General features: G+C 64.3%; 18 protein-coding genes. 5 read left to right on the top strand and 13 right to left on the bottom strand.

Annotation, left to right across the window (positions count from 1 at the left end; genetic code table 11):
• The 6 genes from EOA32_RS18700 to EOA32_RS18675 all read right to left on the bottom strand — a co-directional run.
• On the bottom strand, window positions 1-463 hold a 463-nt coding region (locus EOA32_RS18700), incomplete at its 3' end, for an ATP-binding cassette domain-containing protein (RefSeq protein ID WP_128372522.1).
• Window positions 463-1,854, bottom strand: a complete 1,392-nt coding sequence (gene livM, locus EOA32_RS18695) for a high-affinity branched-chain amino acid ABC transporter permease LivM (protein WP_067001672.1) — start codon at window positions 1,852-1,854, stop codon at window positions 463-465. The genes livM and EOA32_RS18700, both read right to left, overlap by 1 nt.
• Window positions 1,855-1,859: 5 nt before the next feature.
• Entirely contained in the window at window positions 1,860-2,762 is a 903-nt protein-coding gene (locus EOA32_RS18690) for a branched-chain amino acid ABC transporter permease LivH (protein WP_095809919.1), read from the bottom strand.
• 454 nt (window positions 2,763-3,216) lie between these two features.
• Window positions 3,217-4,218: a 4-hydroxyproline epimerase gene (locus tag EOA32_RS18685; protein ID WP_095827523.1), complete on the bottom strand. Its 1,002-nt coding sequence runs from the start codon at window positions 4,216-4,218 to the stop codon at window positions 3,217-3,219.
• A 36-nt stretch (window positions 4,219-4,254) separates the two neighbouring features.
• A complete protein-coding gene (locus EOA32_RS18680) occupies window positions 4,255-5,571 on the bottom strand; it encodes an FAD-dependent oxidoreductase (RefSeq protein ID WP_245499320.1) in 1,317 nt (438 codons plus the stop codon).
• A gap of 62 nt (window positions 5,572-5,633) precedes the next feature.
• Complete coding sequence (locus EOA32_RS18675) at window positions 5,634-6,527, bottom strand: dihydrodipicolinate synthase family protein (protein ID WP_128372520.1); 894 nt, start codon at window positions 6,525-6,527, stop codon at window positions 5,634-5,636.
• A 114-nt stretch (window positions 6,528-6,641) separates the two neighbouring features.
• Here EOA32_RS18675 and EOA32_RS18670 point away from each other — a divergent pair, with 114 nt between their 5' ends.
• Entirely contained in the window at window positions 6,642-7,301 is a 660-nt protein-coding gene (locus tag EOA32_RS18670; RefSeq protein WP_128372524.1) for a GntR family transcriptional regulator, read from the top strand.
• A 42-nt stretch (window positions 7,302-7,343) separates the two neighbouring features.
• Here the strand turns inward: EOA32_RS18670 and EOA32_RS18665 are convergent, their stop codons facing one another.
• Window positions 7,344-7,661, bottom strand: a complete 318-nt coding sequence (locus tag EOA32_RS18665; protein WP_095827519.1) for a hypothetical protein — start codon at window positions 7,659-7,661, stop codon at window positions 7,344-7,346.
• On the opposite strand from EOA32_RS18665, the gene EOA32_RS18660 reads away from it, so the two are divergent.
• Window positions 7,660-7,899 carry a hypothetical protein gene (locus EOA32_RS18660; protein ID WP_067319524.1) on the top strand — a complete coding sequence of 80 codons (240 nt, stop codon included), beginning with the start codon at window positions 7,660-7,662 and terminating at the stop codon, window positions 7,897-7,899. The two genes, EOA32_RS18665 and EOA32_RS18660, sit on opposite strands and share 2 nt — an antisense overlap.
• A 3-nt stretch (window positions 7,900-7,902) precedes the next feature.
• Here EOA32_RS18660 and EOA32_RS18655 read toward each other — a convergent pair whose 3' ends face one another.
• Complete coding sequence (locus tag EOA32_RS18655) at window positions 7,903-8,202, bottom strand: hypothetical protein (RefSeq protein ID WP_067001648.1); 300 nt, start codon at window positions 8,200-8,202, stop codon at window positions 7,903-7,905.
• Between the two features lie 527 nt (window positions 8,203-8,729).
• The gene (locus EOA32_RS18645; RefSeq protein WP_128372518.1) at window positions 8,730-10,226 is read right to left on the bottom strand and encodes a CoA-acylating methylmalonate-semialdehyde dehydrogenase; all 1,497 of its coding nucleotides are present in this window, start codon (window positions 10,224-10,226) and stop codon (window positions 8,730-8,732) included.
• A gap of 368 nt (window positions 10,227-10,594) precedes the next feature.
• On the opposite strand from EOA32_RS18645, the gene EOA32_RS18635 reads away from it, so the two are divergent.
• Complete coding sequence (locus tag EOA32_RS18635; RefSeq protein WP_067002181.1) at window positions 10,595-11,476, top strand: LysR family transcriptional regulator; 882 nt, start codon at window positions 10,595-10,597, stop codon at window positions 11,474-11,476.
• 35 nt (window positions 11,477-11,511) lie between these two features.
• Here EOA32_RS18635 and EOA32_RS18630 read toward each other — a convergent pair whose 3' ends face one another.
• Window positions 11,512-11,805 (bottom strand): hypothetical protein, encoded by a 294-nt coding sequence (locus tag EOA32_RS18630; protein ID WP_128372517.1) that lies wholly within the window; start codon window positions 11,803-11,805, stop codon window positions 11,512-11,514.
• Window positions 11,806-11,847: 42 nt separating this feature from the next.
• Between EOA32_RS18630 and EOA32_RS18625 the strand changes: the two genes are divergently transcribed.
• Together EOA32_RS18625 and EOA32_RS18620 are read left to right on the top strand one after the other, a co-directional pair.
• Window positions 11,848-12,288, top strand: coding sequence for a hypothetical protein (locus EOA32_RS18625; protein WP_095827581.1), 441 nt, complete (start codon window positions 11,848-11,850; stop codon window positions 12,286-12,288).
• A 68-nt stretch (window positions 12,289-12,356) separates the two neighbouring features.
• Complete coding sequence (locus EOA32_RS18620) at window positions 12,357-14,447, top strand: phosphatidylserine/phosphatidylglycerophosphate/cardiolipin synthase family protein (protein WP_128372523.1); 2,091 nt, start codon at window positions 12,357-12,359, stop codon at window positions 14,445-14,447.
• A 1-nt stretch (window position 14,448) separates the two neighbouring features.
• Here EOA32_RS18620 and EOA32_RS18615 read toward each other — a convergent pair whose 3' ends face one another.
• The 3 genes from EOA32_RS18615 to rnk are packed head-to-tail and all read right to left on the bottom strand — an operon-like array spanning window position 14,449 to window position 16,675.
• Window positions 14,449-15,708, bottom strand: coding sequence for a D-amino acid dehydrogenase (locus EOA32_RS18615; RefSeq protein WP_128372516.1), 1,260 nt, complete (start codon window positions 15,706-15,708; stop codon window positions 14,449-14,451).
• Window positions 15,709-15,728: 20 nt separating this feature from the next.
• The gene (locus EOA32_RS18610) at window positions 15,729-16,259 is read right to left on the bottom strand and encodes a nucleoside-diphosphate kinase (RefSeq protein WP_128372515.1); all 531 of its coding nucleotides are present in this window, start codon (window positions 16,257-16,259) and stop codon (window positions 15,729-15,731) included.
• A complete protein-coding gene (rnk, locus tag EOA32_RS18605; RefSeq protein ID WP_095778064.1) occupies window positions 16,256-16,675 on the bottom strand; it encodes a nucleoside diphosphate kinase regulator in 420 nt (139 codons plus the stop codon). Before rnk ends, EOA32_RS18610 begins: the two co-directional genes overlap by 4 nt.
• Between the last annotated feature and the right edge of the window lie 203 nt (window positions 16,676-16,878).

The raw sequence follows: 16,878 nt of genomic DNA, 5'->3' as shown, positions 1-16,878 counted from the left end.
TTTCCAGCCAGTGCTTGGCGAGATCGATCGATTCAGCCGAGGCCTGCCGGTAGCTGGAGAAGCCGAACAGGCCGAGGAAGGTATAGCCCGAGGCCTTCATCAGCTTGTTGTGCTGGGCGACCAGGAGGTTCTCCAGCAGCGTCATGCCCGAGAACAGGCGGATGTTCTGGAAGGTGCGCGCCACTTTGGCGCGCGCCGGGATCTCGTGATTGGGCAGGCGCTCGAGCAGATAGTTCGAGCCGTCGCGCCGGCTGAGCGTGATCATGCCTTCCGAAGGTTTGTAGAAGCCGGTGATGCAATTGAACACCGTCGTCTTGCCGGCACCGTTCGGCCCGATCAGCGCGGTGATCTCGCCGCGCTTGGCCTGGAACGACAGGTCGCCGATCGCGATCAGGCCGCCGAACTTCATCGACAGATGCTCGACCTGCAGGATGAAGTCGTTCATGGAAACTTGCGCGCTCATCAGCCGTGGCCCTCCTTGGTGAAGGAGCCTGAGACCGCTTTTCGCTCCTTGAGGAAGGCTGTTGGTTCTCGACTGCCGACGAAGCCGCGCGGCTTCCACAGCATGACGATCACCATCGCAACGCCGAACAATAGCATGCGGTAGAGCTCCGGCGTGAAGTCCGGACCGAACACCACCTTGAGGAAGCCCAGCTCGCGCAGGATCTCGGTGCCGCCGATCATCACCAGCGCCGCCACCGCGATACCGCCCAACGAGCCCATGCCGCCGAGCACGACGATGGCCAGGATGATCGCCGATTCAAGGAAGACGAACGATTCCGGGCTGACGAAGCCCTGGCGCGCGGCGAAGAACGAGCCGGCGAAGCCGCCGAACATGGCGCCGGTGGCGAACGCCGTCAGCTTGGTGGTGGTGGTGTTGATGCCGAGCGAGCGGCAGGCGATCTCGTCCTCGCGCAGCGCTTCCCAGGCGCGGCCCACCGGCAGGCGGCGCAGCCTGATGGTGACGAAGGCGGTGAGGAAGCAGAGCGCCAGGATGAGATAATAGAGGAAGATCTTGTAGTAGGCGCCCGACTGGGCGATGCCCAGCACCTTGGCGATGTAGTTCGGGTCCGAGACGTTGAACGACATCAGCCCGAAGAAGGAGACCTTCGGGATGCCGGAAATGCCGGCCGAGCCGTTGGTCACCTCACGCCAGTTGATCAGCACCAGACGGATGATCTCGCCGAAGGCGAGCGTGACGATCGCAAGGTAGTCGCCGCGCAGCCGCAACACCGGGAAGCCGAGCATGACGCCCCAGAAGGCGGCCATGGCGCCGGCGGCAGGCAGCAGGATCCAGAACGACAGGCCAAAATGCGTGCCGAGCAGCGCATAGGCATAGGCGCCGACGGCGTAAAAGGCGACATAGCCGAGGTCGAGCAGGCCGGCTAGCCCGATGACGATGTTGAGGCCCCAGGCCAGCATCACATAAATCAGGATCTGGATGCCGAAATTGTCGACCCATTTCAGCGAGCCCTGGAAGCCGAACAGAAGCACCATCGCCACTGGATAGAGGATCAGCACCGTGGCGCCGATCTTGTTGAAGTTTCGCCGCACGAAGCCGGGCTCCACGGCGATCGCAGGCGCCTTGGCCCTTTCAGCCCTTGATCGTTCGAGCGCCGGAACCGCATAGGCAACATAGAGGAAGCGCCCGACGACAACGGCGAGGACCACCAGGGCGAGCAGGCCCCAACGCTGCACCAGGATCAGCTCGTTGTTGATGTTCTGATCGGTCCTCAGACCGATGAACAGCACGAACAGGCCGAGCGCGATGGCGCCGGCGTAGAGCGCTTCGCGGAACGCGCGCTGGATGGGAGTAGCGACGACGTCGCGCTCCGGAGAAACGGTAACGGCCATGAGGATCAGACCTTTTCGACTTCAGGCCGGCCCAGGATGCCGGAGGGCAGGAAGATGAGCACGATCGCCAGGATCGAGAAGGCCGCGACGTCCTTGTAGTCGATCGAGAAATAGGCCGACCACATGCTCTCGATGAAGCCGATCAAAAGCCCGCCGAGCACTGCGCCCGGCAGCGAGCCGATGCCGCCAAGCACCGCCGCCGTGAAGGCCTTCACGCCCGGTACGAAGCCGTCGGAGAAGACCACCACGCCATAGTACATCAAGAAAAGCGTCCCGGCGACCGCGGCAAGCGCTGCGCCCATGATGAAAGTGATGGAGATTGTGCGGTCGACGTCGACGCCAAGCAGCGCCGCCATCTTGCGGTCTTGCTCGCAGGCGCGCTGCGCCCGCCCCAATGCCGTCCTGTTGACGAGATACCAGAAGATCGCCAGCAGCGCGGCGGTGACCAGCACGATGATGATCTGCTTGAGCGAGACGCTGATGCCGTCGATCGTATAGACCTGGCTGACCAGCGGCGGGATCGGCTTGTTGCGCGGCCCTTGCGTGACCTGCACGAAGTTGGACAGGGCGATCGACATGCCGATGGCGGTGATCAGCGGCGCCAGCCGGAACGATCCGCGCAGCGGCCTGTAGGCCACCTTCTCGATCGTCCAGTTGTAGAGGCTGGTGAGCAGCATGCCCACGATCATCATGATCAGGAGCGCCACCACCACCGGCACCGAATAGAACATCGCGCCGAGGATCAGGAAGACGATGAGGGCCGTGAAGGCGCCCACCATGAAGATATCGCCATGGGCGAAATTGATCATGCCGATGATGCCGTAGACCATCGTGTAGCCGATCGCGATCAGCCCATAGATAGATCCCAGCGTCAGCCCGTTGATAAGCTGCTGGACGAAATACTGCATATTTAAGCGGCTCCCCTGGAATGTCGCCTTCGAGGACGCATTCCTTTTCGTATTGCCCCTAGTCGTAAAGTTTCAAGCCCGGATTGCAACGTGATTTTTCAATCGCCGCGCGTGGTTTGGAAGCACGCTGCCCGATTGCCCGCTTTTTCGCACCCGGCCCCTGGACTATCGCGGACCCTATCATTGGCACAACGCAATGTCTTTGATGATTCAGCCGTATCATGCGCGTCGTTTCGAAGAAATCGTCGTCAAAATAAATTGATGAGAAGATTCCTTGCGTCAGCGGCAGCGCTCGATTTTGCCGTCCCGCGCATTCCGCCAAGCAAGGAATTCTGCTCGGTATGACGGTCATGTGACGGCGAGGCGAACGGCGGCCGAAATCACCTTTGCCGATTGGTTCGGTAGTCAGGTTTCGACGAACGACGAGGCGGCCTGACGCGCCGACCGGGAGCGATCAGGTGACGATGAACCCGTGCGCGAACGGATCGCGGTCGTCGATGAAGATGGTGTTCAGTCCGGTCATACGCGCCCAGCCGCCGATCGAGGGGATGATGGCTGGTTTGCCGGCCACGCTGACCTCCTTTTCGACCCTGCCCTTGAACAGCGAGCCGATGATCGACTCATGGACAAAACTGTCGCCAACCTTGAGCCCGCCCTTGGCGTGGAGCTGCGCCATGCGCGCCGAGGTGCCGGTGCCGCAAGGCGAGCGGTCGATCGCCTTGTCGCCATAGAATACGGCATTGCGGGCATCGGCCTCGGCATCTCTCGGCTTGCCGGTCCACAGCATGTGCGACAGCCGGTTGATGCCCGGATTTTCCGGATGAATGAACGAGTATTTCTCGTTGAGGCGCTGGCGCACAAGCGGGCTCCAGGCGATGAGGTCGGCGGCCGAATGGTCGGCCATGTCGCGGTAGTTCTCCTGCGGCTCGACGATGGCATAGAAATTGCCGCCATAAGCGACGTCGACGCTGATCTCGCCAAGCACCGGGCACTCCACCGACAGCCCTTGGGCGTAGAGGAAGGACGGCACGTTGGTGATCCGCACCTCCTCGACATATTCGCCGATCTGCTTGTATTCGGCGACGACAAGGCCGGCCGGCGTGTCGAGCCTGAGCACGCCCGGCGTCTTCGGCCTCACCAGCCCATGCTCGATCGCCATCGTCACGGTGCCGATGGTGCCGTGGCCGCACATCGGCAGGCAGCCCGAGGTTTCGATGAAGAGGATCGCGATATCGCAGTCCTCGCGCGTCGGCGGATAGAGGATCGAGCCGGACATCACGTCATGACCGCGCGGCTCGAACATCAGCCCGGTCCGGATCCAGTCATATTCGGCGAGGAAATGCGCCCGCCGTTCCATCATCGTCGCGCCTTCCAGCAGTGGGCCGCCGCCGGCAACCAGCCTCACCGGATTGCCGCAGGTGTGGCCGTCGATGCAGAAGAAGGATGTCTTGGCCATGATGGCTCCCTGAAATATCAGAATTCTGGCGAATTGTCAGAACCGTTGCGGGCGGAAAGGAGTGAGATCGAGCGGCGGCGCCTGCCCGAGAAGGAGATCTCGGATCAAGCGGCCGGTCGCTGCCGCCTGGGTCAGGCCGAGATGGCCGTGGCCGAAAGCGTAGACGATGTTCGGCGCCCGCGCCCGGCCGATAACCGGCAGCGAATCCGGCAGCGATGGCCGAAAGCCCATCCACTCGCGGCCGCCCGACGGATCGAGCCCGGGCAGGAAACGCTTGGCTTTTTCCAGCATCGCCTTCGAGCGCGCGAAATTAGGCGCTCGTTCGATGCCTCCGAGCTCGACGGCGCCGCCGACGCGCAAGCCGGTTTCCAGCGGCGTGATGACGAAGCCGTGCCCGGAAAAGATCAGCTGCCGCTTCACGTCGAAGGCCGACACCGGCAGCGTGGTGTTGTAGCCGCGCTCCGTCTCCAGCGGGATGCGGTCGCCGAGATCTTTGGCCAGCAGATGCGACCAGGCGCCGGCGGCGATCACGAGCTGCTTCGCCTTTCGGGCCGTGCCGTCCGCAAGCATAAGCGTGACGCCGTTTGTTCCGGTCCCGATACGCTCGACGCGCGCGCGCTCGAAGCGCGCGCCGAGCCGCTCCGCATAGGCCCAGATCGCCTTGCCGAGCAGTTTCGGATCGGCGACTGTCTTCCACCCCGGCACGAAGGTGCCCTTGACGAAGCGCGGCGAAAGACCCGGCTGCAGCGCCGCCATCCCCTCACCCTCGACATGGCGGAAGCCTATGCCGAAACGTTCGCGCGCCCTCCAGCCGGACAGCGAGGCGCGGAACTCGGCCTCGCTTTCGTAGAGTTCGAGCGAGCCGTCCTCATGCAGCATCGGCCGCGTGCCAGAGCGGTCGAGCAAACCCACCCATTCGGCTTCGGCGAGCTTCATCATGCCGGCCTGCGCCGCAAGGCTCGCCTCGAAGTGCCTGGCGGCGCCCGCGCGCCAGAAGCGGAACAGCCAGGGAAGAAGCTTAGGCAGATAGGCCGGCGGGATGGCAAGAGGCCCCAGCGGATCGGCAAGCCATTTCGGCAACTGCCTGATCATCCCCTTATGCGCCAGCGGCAGCACGTCGGAGAAGGCGAAGGCGGCAGCGTTGCCGGAGCTCGTCTCCTCGCAAATGCCCGTCCGATCGAAAATGGTGACGCTGCGTCCCGCCTCCGCGAGCAAGGTGGCGGCGCAAATGCCGATGATGCCGCCGCCGATGATGGCGATATCTTCCCCTTCTCCCCGGTCACGGGGAGAAGGCGCCCGACGGGCGGATGAAGGGCGGCGCCCCTCTTCGGTCGGCTTGGCATTTCCTTGCACGCTGGCGCTGTCCCTCGTCTGTCTGCCGCCATTTGCTCCGCGCGAACGGGAGCAGAAAGCCATCAGAACGCCGGCAGTTCCGGCCGCGCGGCCAGCGCATCCCTGACGATCTTTTCCACCGCCTTCCGGCGCTCGCCCGACAGCGGCTGGCGCGGCATGCGAACGCGGTCATTGGTACCGATCGCCAGCACTTCGGCAAGCTTGATGTTTTGGACCAGGTAGGTCGAGACATCGAGGTCGAGCAATGGCCTGAACCAGCGGTAAATCTTCAGCGCTTCCTCGCGGCGACCTTTTCTCATCAACTGGTAGATGGCGACGGTCTCGCGCGGGAAGGCCGTGACAAGGCCCGCCACCCAGCCGATGGCGCCGACCGACAGCGCCTCGAAGGCGAGGTTGTCGACGCCGGTGAAGAGGTCGTAGCGGTCGCCGAGGCGATTGATGATCTCGGTCGAGCGGCGGATGTCGTCCGACGATTCCTTGATCGCGACGAAGCGCTTGTCGGACGCCAGCTCCTCCATCAGGTCGACAGTGACGTCGACGCGATAGGCGAGCCGGTTGGAGTAGATCATGACAGGCAGGTCGCCGGCCTCCGCGACGGCGCGAAGTGCGGCGACCGTCTCTTCGGCATTGGTGTGGTAGATCGGGCTCGGCACCACCATCAAGCCGTTGGCGCCTTCCTTGGCTGCGCGGCGTGCGATGCTTGCCGCCTCGCGGGTGCCGGGTTCGTTGACGGTCAGAAGCACCGGCTTTGTCCCGGCGACCTTCTGCGCCGTCTTCAGCACTTCGATCTTCTCGTCATGCGACAGCATTGGCCCTTCGCCGAGCGAACCGCAGACGATGATGCCGTCGCAGCCGGCCTCCATCTGCAAGGAAAAACAACGCTCCATCTCGGCATGATCGAGGCGGTCGTCGGTGGTGAACTTGGTCGTGACTGCAGGGAAAATTCCGGCCCACATGGCTATCTCTCCGTCTGATATATCAGAGGTATATTTATTAAGACGCGGGCTGTCAATGCTGAATCCGCTATGATATATGAAAAATATATCAGGAGGTGCCCATTGATATCCGCATTGATATCCAACGACACGAGCGCAGCCTTCGAGCCGGTTGCGACCAGGGCCTATCGTGTGCTGGAGCACATGATCGTCACTCTTGAACTGGCGCCTTCAAGCTTCGTCACCGAAGGCGCGCTGATCCAGCGGCTCGGCTTCGGCCGTACCCCGGTGCGCGAGTCGATCCAGAGGCTGGCCTGGGAAGGCTTACTCGACGTCAGACCACGCGCCGGCATCGCGGTCGCTCCGCTCCACCCCGCCGACTGGCTGCGCGTTATCGATGCCAGGCGCGGCATCGAGGTCGTGCTTGCCCGCTCGGCAGCCCGCTTCGTCACCCGCGAGGCGGCCGACCTGTTTCACGAGGCAGCCCTTGCCATGCAGAAGGCGGTGATCTCAGGCAACGTGCTTTCCTTCATCCAGGCCGACAAGCAACTTGACGAGGCGCTAGCGATCGCCGCCGACAATCCATTCGCGGCGCGCGTGGCGGCGCCCTTGCAGACCCACAGCCGGCGCTTCTGGTTCCGCTACAAGGCGGATACCGGGCTCGCCGAATCGGCCGAGCACCACGTCGCGCTGATCCGCTCTATCCTCGATGGCGACGAGGAAGCCGCCGCCAAGGACACCAAGAAATTGATGGCGCTGTTGCGCCACCACGCCGAGGCGGCCGCGACGCGCTGACCGGAGCGGTTCCGGCTTAGCTGAACTGTCCGGTTACGCAGTTCACCCGCCCGGGTGCCGGACCGCGGTGGCCAGCGTGTCCTCCCATCCCTCGCCGGCCGCCAGGATGCAACTCTGGCCCTTAACGTCGGTCATCAGGATGGTCCAGGTTCCGCTCGCCGACACAAACACCTCGAAGATGGCGATGTCTCCACCCAGGCCATAGCCCAGCCGCTTCTCTTCGAACGTCTCTGCCAGCCCCGCGACCAGATCGTCATGGCCCCCGCAGAGGACTTGCGCCTGCACCGGGACTGCCGGCAAAGCCATGACGGCGCCGGCGACTGCCGCCTTCACCACTCGGAACGAAAATCTGCGTGCCATGGGCACCTCCTTCGCCGTGGCATTCCGGCAAAAGAGGCACATTCGGCCGCCTCAGTGTGCCGGAACGCTCCAGGCCGGACTCGACGTCGCCATCACGTCACTCCTTCTGGTTTCCGGTCTGTCGCAGGGAGATTTATCACTCCCTGCATTCGATATGGTGAAGCTGCGCCCGGTAGACAAGCGGGCGTTGATGCGGGCGCCGGCGCGGCTTTCACTGAACGAGCCGTGGCGCCAGTGAGTGTTAGGCTCCCGGCACGGCTGCCGTGATCGTCGGGCTGTCCCAGCCTTCGCCAACGGACAGGATGCAGCTCTGCCCCTTGGTATCGGAGGCAAGAACGGTCCAACTGCCTTGGTCGGAGACAAAGATCTCGAGCACGACGTTCGGATTGATCAGCCCGCGCCCTGCCTCGCTTTCGTGGAACTTGTCGCCGAGCGCTTTGATGATGTCGGCGCGTGGTGCGCATTGTGCTGCCGCATTGGCCTGGCCGACCGACAGCGCTGCCGCCGCAAGGCACATCGTCGCCATAAGAAATCGTGTCATCCGACACCTCCTCGCGCCAGACGAGAACCCCGGCTGCCACCGGCGCTGTTTGATTGGCCTGCACGCATGGCAGGAATACAGCCTAAGGCGAATGGCGGCCTGTTGGTTCCATCACACGGCGATGGAATCATTAGGAGGTGCGGATGCAGCCTCGACGTGTCTCGTCGCAAATCATGCATCTGAAGTTGCAAGCGACGACCGGGCGAGACGACAAGCTACGCCAAATATCGATGAGGTGAAGGACAACCGGCCTCCTCTGCAAGGCCCCAAACAGAAAGCGCGGGTGCAAACCGCGCTTTCTCACGAGGCTCTCGAAAAACCGTCCGGTCAGTTCATCGTCGGGATGACGAACTCGGCGCCGTCCTTGATGCCTGCCGCGCGCCCGCAGCCGACGCGGCAAGGACGCGCGACCGAAAAACCGTCCGGTCAGTTCATAGTCGGGATGACGAATTCGGCGCCGTCCTTGATGCCTGCCGCGCGCCCGCAGCCGCAACGCGGCGAGGACGCGCAACCAAAAAACCGTCCGGTCAGTTCATCGTCGGGATGACGAACTCGGCGCCGTCCTTGATGCCGGACGGCCAGCGCGAGGTGACCGTCTTGGTCTTGGTGTAGAAGCGGAACGCGTCCGGGCCGTGCTGGTTGAGATCGCCGAAGGACGACGCCTTCCAGCCGCCGAAGGTGTAGTAGGCGATCGGCACCGGGATCGGCACGTTGACGCCGACCATGCCGACCTGGACCCTGGAAGCAAAGTCACGCGCGGCGTCGCCGTCGCGGGTGAAGATGGCAACGCCGTTGCCCATCTCGTGGTCGTTGGCGAGATTGATGGCGTTCTCATAGGTCGGCGCGCGCACCACCGACAGCACCGGCCCGAAGATCTCTTCCTTGTAGATGCGCATCTCCGGCGTCACGTTGTCGAACAGGCAGCCGCCCATGTAGTAGCCGTTCTCGTAGCCCTGCATCTTGAAGCCGCGGCCATCGACGACCAGCTTGGCGCCTTCCTTGACGCCGATGTCGACATAGCCCTTGACGCGTTCCAGGGCTTGGCGTGTCACCAGCGGGCCGAAATCGGCCGAGGAGTCGGTCGACGGACCGACCTTCAGGCTTTCGACGCGCGGCACCAGCTTTTCCATCAGCCGGTTCGCGGTGTCGTTGCCGACCGGCACAGCCACCGAGATCGCCATGCAGCGCTCGCCGGCCGAGCCGTAGCCGGCACCGACCAGCGCGTCCACCGTCTGGTCCATGTCGGCGTCGGGCATGATGATCATGTGGTTCTTGGCGCCGCCGAAGCATTGCACGCGTTTTCCCGCCGCGCAGCCGCGCGCATAGATGTACTGCGCAATCGGCGTTGACCCGACGAAGCCGACGGCTTTGATGTCCGGATCGTCGAGGATGGCGTCGACCACTTCCTTGTCGCCGTTGACCACGTTCAGCACGCCTTCAGGCAGGCCGGCCTCGATGAACAGCTCGGCGATGCGGATCGGCACGCCCGGGTCGCGCTCCGAAGGCTTCAGGATGAAGGCGTTGCCGCAGGCGATCGCCGGCGCGATCTTCCACAGCGGGATCATCGCCGGGAAGTTGAACGGCGTGATGCCGGCGACGACGCCGAGCGGCTGGCGCATCGAATAGGTGTCGATGCCCGGACCGGCGCCGTCGGTGAACTCGCCCTTCATCATATGCGGCGCGCCGATGCAGACCTCGACCACTTCGAGGCCACGCTGGATGTCGCCGCGCGCGTCGGCAATGGTCTTGCCATGCTCGCGCGCCAAGATGTCGGCCAGTTCGTCATAGTCGCGCTGGACCAGTTCGAGAAACTTCATCAGCACGCGCACGCGGCGCTGCGGGTTGGTGGCGCCCCACTTGATCTGCGCGGCCTTGGCGTTATCGACCGCGGCGCGCAGTTCCTGCGCCGAGGCCAGCGCCACCGTTGCGCGCACCGAGCCGTCCATCGGCTGCATGACGTCCTGCTTGCGGCCGCTGGTGCCGGCGACACGCTTGCCGCCGATGAAATGACCGTACTCGATCATGGGTTCTCTCCCTGTTTTGGTGATGAGGCATTGTCCGCCTTTGCGGCGGCAATGGCAACGCGAGCTAGAACGCAACCGTTGTGCGCGAAATAGACAGCGTCCGGAAGCTGTGCATTAAATGCCGCAAATAGCAGATTGCTGAAAAGGCCGCAGCTTGCGTTCCTTCACACCCCCCTCTGGCCGACCGGCCATCGCCCCCGCAAGGGAGGAGGTTAAGCTCTCATTTTTGCTTTCGCCAATAGCCAACGTCGCAACAAAAGAGCCGGCGACGGAACCGCTGATCTCCCCCCTTGTGGGGGAGATGTCCGGCAGGACAGAGGGGGGCGCGAAGGAACGCGGCTTTGATCGCTGTCACCAAGGTCATCCCCATGAACTGGGATGATGTCCGCATCTTCCTCGCCGTGGCGCGCGCCGGCCAGATCCTCGGCGCGGCAAAACGGCTGGAGCTTAACCACGCCACCGTCTCGCGACGGCTCGCGGCGCTCGAGGAAGCGCTGCGGACGAAACTCTTCCGTCGCCTGACCACCGGCAGTGAGCTGACGCCGGCCGGCGAGCGCTTCCTCGACATCGCCGAGCGCATGGAGAGCGACATGATCGCCGCGCGCTCGACCATCGCCGGCGAGGGCGACGACGTCTCCGGCACGGTGCGCATCGGCGCTCCCGACGGTTTCGGTGTCGCCTTCCTCGCCAAGCGTTTGGGCGAGCTGACGGCGCTCCACCGCGAGCTCACCATCCAGCTGGTGCCGGTGCCGCGCTCCTTCTCCCTGTCGCGGCGCGAGGCCGACATCGCGATTACCGTCGAGCGGCCGACCGAGGGCCGATTGGTGGCGGGAAAGCTGGTCGACTATACGCTCGGCCTGTTCGCCTCCCGCACCTATGCGGAAGCCAACGGCCTGCCGAAGACAGCAGCCGAGCTCGATCGGCACACGCTGATCGGCTATGTGCCCGACCTCATCGTCAGCCCTTCGCTCGACTATGCCGCCGAGTTCAGCCCGGACTGGCGCACCAGCTTCGCCATTTCGTCAGCGCTTGGCCAGGCGGAGGCGGTGCGCTCGGGCGCAGGCATCGGCATCCTCCACACCTTCGTCGCCCGCTCGATGCCGGAGCTGGTGCCGGTCGACATCGTCGCTCCCATCCGCCGCGCCTACTGGTTGGTCTATCACGAATCGGTGAGGCCGCTGCGCCGGGTCCAGCTCGTCGCCAATTTCATCACCAGGGCGGTGGAACGGGAAAAAGGGTTGTTCGTCTGATACCGCCAAAAGGCCGACCCGCTTTGGAACCGCCTTCAAGGCGCATCGAGGACGAAAGAATTCACAACCTTGTCGGCGCTGTTGCCCATCAGCCCGCAGGTGACGAAGCCACAGTGGCCCTCGCGTATCGAAATCGCGATCCTGGCGTGGCCGTAGAAGCTGACATCGCCGTTGGCCGAGGTGGAAAATCCATGCCGGCCATCCGCACGGGATAGCCGTCCGGGAATCGCGCCAGCCTGTCGTTGCTGAAACTGGCCGAACCGAAGGCGGAGCCGACCCGCCTTGCGCTTGCCACAAAATCGGCCAGTGTGGCACCAGTGCTTCGCCATGCCATGGCAGGCGAGGGGGAATCTTGGAAAGCCGGCGCAGACATGCGAGCCATTCTTGCCATCCTGCCGCTGCTTTACCTCTCCGGCTGCGCCAATCCGTGGGCCAGGGTTCCCGAAGCTGAACTGCCGAAGCCGATCCGCTATGCGATGGCCCGCCCCTCGCCTTTCGTCTTCGGCAATTATTGCGGTCCCGGAACCCGCACCGGCGATCTCTCGGCCACCCCGGTCGACCGGCTCGATGCCGCCTGCCGGATCCACGATGCCTGCTATATCGCCCGCCACAATCATTGCGATTGCGACGGCGCGCTGATCGCTTCGGCAAGGACGATCCGCAACGACAAGACGGCGCCAAGGAAGATGCGCGGCCAGGCCGAGCTCTTGATAGCCACCTTCGCGCTTCCCGTCTGCAAGGTCTTTCCGCAGGGCTTCATGCCGCCGCGCGATCCCGCCCAGCTCAAGGTCATGAACGAGGCGACCGGGTGAGACCGGGAGCCGTCGTGACAAGGCTGCTGCTTGGCCTGGCGCTGACCGCGCTCGCCGGATGCGCCGGCATGCCGGGCCGTTCCGCCTGCGCCTTCTTTCCGGGAGACGAAGCCTGCGCGCGCCAGCCCATCTCGGCGGATCGAAGCGGCGCCGAGATCGCCAGCGCCGGTTACTTCGCGGACAATGGCAATGCCGCCTATGAAAAGCGATTCGAGGCGTTGCTGGCCCAAAGCCGAATCGATGCGCTCGACCGCACCAACGGCACCGGCCGCTTCGGCCGTGACTGGCGCGACGTCCACAATGATCGTTTCCAGGCAACTTATCCGGCGCTGCAACGGTTGGCGAAGCCGCTCGACAGCACGGAGCAGCCGCTGGCACCAGGCAAACCGGGCGAAGGCCATTTCACCGGTCGCTGGCGCATGTCGCGCCAGACGCTCTATCTCGACGCTGCCGCCAGGCCGTCCGCACCCAAGACCTTCAGCTTCTCCGGCCTGCAGGCGCGCTCGGTCGAGATCGTGCTCCGCCAGGTCGGCCGGCAAACGGTCGTGATCGGCGGCAGCTGCGACGGATCGCTGGCGATGCGCATCTCGGGCCGGTCGCGGACAATTGCCAAAGGTGCCGCGTTCCATCTCAGCCTGCCGGCGACCGAGACATCTGCCAGCCTGTTTCCAAGCGAAGCGCTCACCCGTTGCGACCTCACCGTCAGCTCCAGCCTCGCGCCGTCCGGCGCGAAGCTGACCATCCTGCGCGAGGAGGCCGCCGACCCATGGATCACGGCACTCGACAGCCGCTATGATCGTTGTCCGGTGCCAGATCCGGCCGGGCTCGAAGCGCTCGACCGCGCCTTTTATGTCGGTCGCTGGCTGTCGCAGACCTGCGCGCTGCCGCTCGGGTCGCCGACCCTGCTGCGCAAATCGCGCGACGGCTTCAACGCCAAGGTCGAGGCGCTGCTCGGCAAGAAACTGCCCGACAGCGCCTTCGACAAGGCCGATCCCGAACTGCCGCTCGATTTCTCCAACGCGCCGAGACTCAAGCTGATCTACCTGTCGTCGCTGGAGTTCAAGGCGGACTTCTCCGGCCGCATCATGGAGCGGCTGATCCGCCATCACGCGGCGCTCGGCACCAAGGTACGCATCCTGGTCACCGACGTGCTGGAGCGCGACAAGGACGACGCCCTGCTGCATCGGCTGGCGGCGGAGTTTCCCAATGTCCAATTGCAGGAATATCGCTGGCAGGCCGATCACGGCGCGCCGATCGACGAGCAGCTCTCACAGCTGCACAAGACCCATCACATCAAGATGCTGGCGACCCTGGCCGAGGAACCCGGCCGCTCGCGCGTCATCATCGGCGGCCGCAACATCCATGACGGGTTCCTGTTTCATAAGCCGATCGACCTGTCGCGCTACCCTCAGCTGCAGCAATACGGCAAGACCGACGGCTTCTCGCTCAACTACTATTCCAACTGGAGCGACTTCGACATCGAGATCGCCGACCCGGCGACGGTCGAAACGCTGGCCGCGCATTTCTCGACCGTCTGGCTGCGCGATGCCGACACCAATCTGTCACGGCCGTTTTCCATTCCGGTCCGTTCCGGTGGCCATCCGCAAGGCCTGGTGCGGCACTTCATTTCCGTGCCTTACGTGGACGGGCATGCACTGGAAAACTACTTCGTCGAACTGATCGACACCGCCGAGCATCGCATCGAGATCGTCAATCCCTATCTGAACCTGACGCCCAGTCTCGCGAGAGCGTTCGATCGGGCGCTGGCCCGCGGCGTCAGGATCGACGTCGTTGGGCGCATCGATCTCAAGGGCGACATAGGCGGCCGCTTCCTCACCGCGCTCAACAAGCTGTTCGTGGAGAAATATGGCGACCGCATCAACATCCGCGAATTCAAGGCGCCCGACGTGGTGCTGCATTCCAAGATCATGATGATCGATCAGCGCCTGGTGACGATCTCCTCGGTCAACCTCAACAATCGCAGCTTCGTCCACGACTCGGAAAACGGCATGATGGTGCTCGATCCGGCCTTCTACCGCCGCATGAAGTCGGTCTATGACGACTATCTCGCCCATTCGCAGCCGGTCGCCACCAATGTCACGATCGGCTGGGCTTACCGGCTGCTGTTCAGCAATGGGTGGGTGAAACAGGCCTTTTAAATCAAGCCTTGATGTAGCGGTCCGGGCTGAGGTCGAGCGCGTTGATCTCCGGCACCCGGTTGGAAATGATATCGGCAAGCACTTTCGCCGAGCCGCAGGCCATGGTCCAGCCCAGCGTGCCGTGGCCGGTGTTGAGATAGAGATTGGACAATTCGCTGCGCCCGACCAGCGGCGGCCCGTCCGGCGTCATCGGCCGCAAGCCGCACCAGAAACTCGCCGCCTTGAGATCGCCGCCGCCCGGAAACAGGTCGCCGACGGAGTGCTCGAGCGTGCGGCGGCGCGATTCATGCAGGCGAAGGTCGAAGCCCGAAATCTCCGCGGTGCCGCCGACGCGGATGCGGTCGCCGAGCCTGGTTATCGCTACCTTGTAAGTCTCGTCCATGATGGTCGATACCGGCGCCGCCGCCGCGTCCGTGATCGGCACCGTGATGGAATAGCCCTTGACCGGATAGACGGGGATCGGCCGTTTCATCTTGCGCATGAAGGGAGCCGAATAGCTGCCAAGCGCCATCACATAGGCGTCCGCCGTTCGCCAGCCCTTGTCGGTGCCGACCTGGACGACGCGGTTCCGGTTCCTGACGACGCGCCGGATGCTCGTGCCATATTCGAAGGCGACGCCGCGCGCCACGCAAAGCTCGGCCAGCTTGTCGGTGAACATCTTGCAGTCGCCGGTCTCGTCGCCGGGCAACCTCAGCCCACCGACGAATTTTTCCCGTACACCGGCCAGCGCCGGCTCGGCCGCGATGCAGCCGTCCCGGTCGAGGAGCTCGTAGGGAACGCCGTATTTTTTCAGCACCTCGACATCGCCGCCGGTGCCGTCGAGCTGCTTCTGCTTGCGGAAGAGCTGCAGCGTGCCCTTGGCTCGCTCGTCATAGCTGATGCCGATCGTAGCGCGAAGCGCCTTCAGCGTGTCGCGGCTGTACTCGGCCAAGGGCACCATGCGCGACTTGTTCAGCGCATAGCGCTCGGCCGTGCAGTTGCGCAGCATCTTCAAGAGCCATGTCCACATATGCGGATCGAAGGCCGGCCGCACCACCAGCGGTCCGTATTTCATCAACAGCCATTTGACGGCTTTCACGGGGATGCCGGGCCCGGCCCATGGCGAGGCATAGCCCGGCGACACTTCGCCGGCATTGGCGAAGCTCGTCTCCAGCGCCGGTCCCTGCTGCCGGTCGATCACCGTGACTTCATGGCCAGCCTCGGCAAGGAAGTAGGCGGTGGTGATCCCGATCACGCCGCCGCCCAGCACCAGGACTTTCATTCTATGCTCCCTCAAACCGATCATGCCGCCGAAGGGCCGGGATCGTCGCCTTCTGTCTGCCGGATTTTGCCGCCCCCGCCAAGGGGCCAACGATCGCCTGCGGCGCTGTACACCAGCCTGGGGCCACGGGGTCGCTGTCCGGCCGTCCGAGCCGCCTGATGCTCGGCCTCCGGCTGGTAGGCCACATCCTCGAGAAGGATGCGCTCGCGGCTGCCGTCGGGGCGCTCGGCCACTACCGACTGGCCCGCCCTCATGCCGAGCAGGCAGAGGCCGCGCCAGGTGCCGAGCGGCAGGCCGAATCCGACAGGAGCGGAGGCGTCGCCCAGCATCAAAGTCCTCGCCTCCGGGGCTCCGTCGTTGATCCGGAAGACTACCCGGCTGTTCAGCGTGGCGATGTCGGGCTCGACCATGCCGGCCGGGACGACGTTGCTCTCGGCGAGCTTGCGTTCGAGCATCGGCACGATCACGTCGGCAAAGGCGCGCCGGCGCATAAGCATCGCTTCGAGAACCGCGAGATCCTTCGGAGTGAGACGATAGATGGTCCTGGTCATGGCGCCCTCCGCGACGCGGATTGCTCGACCGCGTGGATGGTCGCCGAAAGCACCCGGCCGTCGCGGCTTCGCCAGGAGACTGTGCGGCCGGCACGCGCGCCGATCAGCGCGGTTCCGAGCGGCGTCAGCACCGAGATGCGTTTTTCGGCGATGTCGGCCTCGGCGGGATAGACCAGCGTGACGCGCTGAACGCTTCCTTCCCCATCGTGAAGCGTCACCGTCGTGCCCATCCGCACGACATCGGCTGGCATCGCCGCTTCGGCGGCAATCCGCGCGCGGTCCATCTCGGCGAGCAGGTCCTCGGCCATATCGGGCGTCCGCTCGAGAAAGGCTCTGGCAAGGCCGCTGAGCCGATCGTGATCCGCGTCGCTGACGAGGATCGTGTTTCGGGAACGCGATTGGGTTGTGGCATTCATGGCAAACCTCCTGGATTGGCGCGTCGACGAACCGACGCGCGCTGCAGCCCGCTCAAAGGCGGCGACGAAGAGCCGACAGCCGCGAAAGGCTGGCTGGCTCGATGACGATGTCAGGAATTCAAATGCCCCGGCTCGGCGGTCGCCAACACGACCGCGCCGGGGCTACGCTCCCGCGATGGGGCAAACCCTGAAAAAGGTTCTGC

The sequence above is a fragment of the Mesorhizobium sp. M1A.F.Ca.ET.072.01.1.1 genome (genome assembly GCF_004023325.1).
Classification (GTDB): Bacteria; Pseudomonadota; Alphaproteobacteria; order Rhizobiales; family Rhizobiaceae; genus Mesorhizobium.
Note: the sequence above shows the minus strand (reverse complement) of the source record. Positions and strands in the feature narration are given on the sequence as shown.